The organism is Streptomyces sp. WELS2, from assembly GCF_013870595.1.
Lineage (GTDB): Bacteria > Actinomycetota > Actinomycetes > Streptomycetales > Streptomycetaceae > Streptomyces.
This window is the reverse complement of record NZ_JACBWZ010001175.1, coordinates 1-1541: the sequence shown is the minus strand read 5'-3', so window position 1 is coordinate 1541 and position 1541 is coordinate 1. Positions and strand designations below refer to the sequence as shown.

Genomic DNA, 1541 nt, shown 5'->3' with positions numbered 1-1541 from the left:
CCGCCGTAGAGCACGACGTCGTACAGGAACGAGGGATCGGCCTTGATCGTGACGAACATCGCGAGGTTGATCCCGATCAGGATCTTGGTGAGCAGCCGGGGGTCCGCCGTGACCGTGCCGCCGGCGAGAGTGCGCGGGCGGGACGCCTGCGGGGCGGGGCCCTCGCCGGTGCCGCCGCGGACGCAGTCCGGGCACTGGAAGCCGACCGAGGCGCTGACCATGCACTCCGGGCAGATGGGCCGTTCACAGCGGGTGCAGCGCACGCCGGTCTCGCGCTCCGGGTGCCGGTAGCACCCGGGCGCGCTGTGGGCGTCCTGCGCGCTCCCTGCGGCCTGCTCCATCAGATCCCCTTGCTCGTCGTGTCCGTGGCTGACGGCACTATCCTGCCCCTTCATCCTTACGGACGAGCGCGGTGTCCGGTTCCCCGCACGGGCGGGTGGGGGCGGCCGCCGTTCACTCCTCGCGGGTCTCGATCAGCACGGTGTGGAGCACGACGTCGGTCAGCGGCCGGTCGTTGCGTCCGGTCGGCACGCGCGCGATGGCGTCCACGACCTTGCGGCCGGCCGGGGTGCTGACCTCGCCGAAGATGGTGCGCTTGCCGTTCAGCCAGGTGCTCGGGGTGACGGTGATGAAGAACTGCGAGCCGTTGGTGCCCGGGCCGGCGCTGGCCATCGCCATCAGGTACGGCGTGTCGAAGGCCAGGTCGGGATGGCACTCGTCCTCGAAGCCGTAGCCGGGTCCGCCGAGGCCGTTGCCCAGGGGGTCGCCACCCTGGATCATGAAGCCGTCGATCACCGCGTGGAAGACCGTGCCGTCGTAGAGCGGGTCCCTGCCGCGCACGCCGGTGCCGGGATGGGTCCACTCCCGCTCGCCGCGCGCCAGTTCCACGAAGTTTCTGACCGTGACGGGCGCGTGCAGTGGAAAGAGCCGGATCTCGATGTCCCCGAGTGTGGTCTTCAGGGTGGCGTAGAGCTGCTCGGCCACGGTCCGCCTTCCGTCGTCGTTCCGCCGCGGTGCTCCGATCCTTCCACGCTCCCGCCCGCCCGACGCCCGGCCGCCCCCGCCCGGACCGCTCCCCGGAGGGCGGCCGGCACCCATATGCCCGCCCGCGCGTGCCGCACCGGCCCACCACAGGCATGATCCGTAAAAGGGTGGAAAGTCGAAATACCGTACGCCACCGAGGAGGAGGAACCCGTGACCCGCATTGACAGCGTGCGCGCCGCGACCGGCTCGGCGAAGGACAGCGTGCTGCACGCCGCGGAAGTGGTGGCGCCTTACGCCGACACGGCCAAGGAGCGTGCCGCGTACTACGCGCAGGAGGCACGCGTACGGCTGGCGCCCGTGGTGTCACAGGCCGCGGAGCAGGCCCGCGTGCAGTACGACGCCCGGCTCGCCCCCCGCCTGGAGCAGGCGCTCACCCATGTGCCGCCGAAGGTCGACCTCGCCGCCCAGGAGGCCGCCCTGCGTGCCCGCAAGGCGGCCCGGCAGGCCGGCCAGGGCGGAGTGCCGGGCCGGCGCCCTGGAGCAGGACACCGCCGACC

Annotated in this window: 2 protein-coding genes and 1 pseudogene; 1 reads left to right on the top strand and 2 read right to left on the bottom strand. The window is 72.4% G+C overall.

Going from position 1 to position 1541, the window contains the following annotated elements; all coding sequences use genetic code 11:
• A pseudogene (locus H5J33_RS34770) lies at positions 1–341 on the bottom strand (rhomboid family intramembrane serine protease); the annotation flags it as partial.
• Between the two features lie 112 nt (positions 342–453).
• On the bottom strand, positions 454–984 hold the full coding sequence (locus H5J33_RS34765) for a peptidylprolyl isomerase (protein WP_181798641.1): 531 nt from the start codon (positions 982–984) through the stop codon (positions 454–456).
• Positions 985–1194: 210 nt separating this feature from the next.
• On the opposite strand from H5J33_RS34765, the gene H5J33_RS34760 reads away from it, so the two are divergent.
• The coding region (locus H5J33_RS34760; protein WP_181798640.1) for a DUF5324 family protein at positions 1195–1541 on the top strand (347 nt) is incomplete at its 3' end.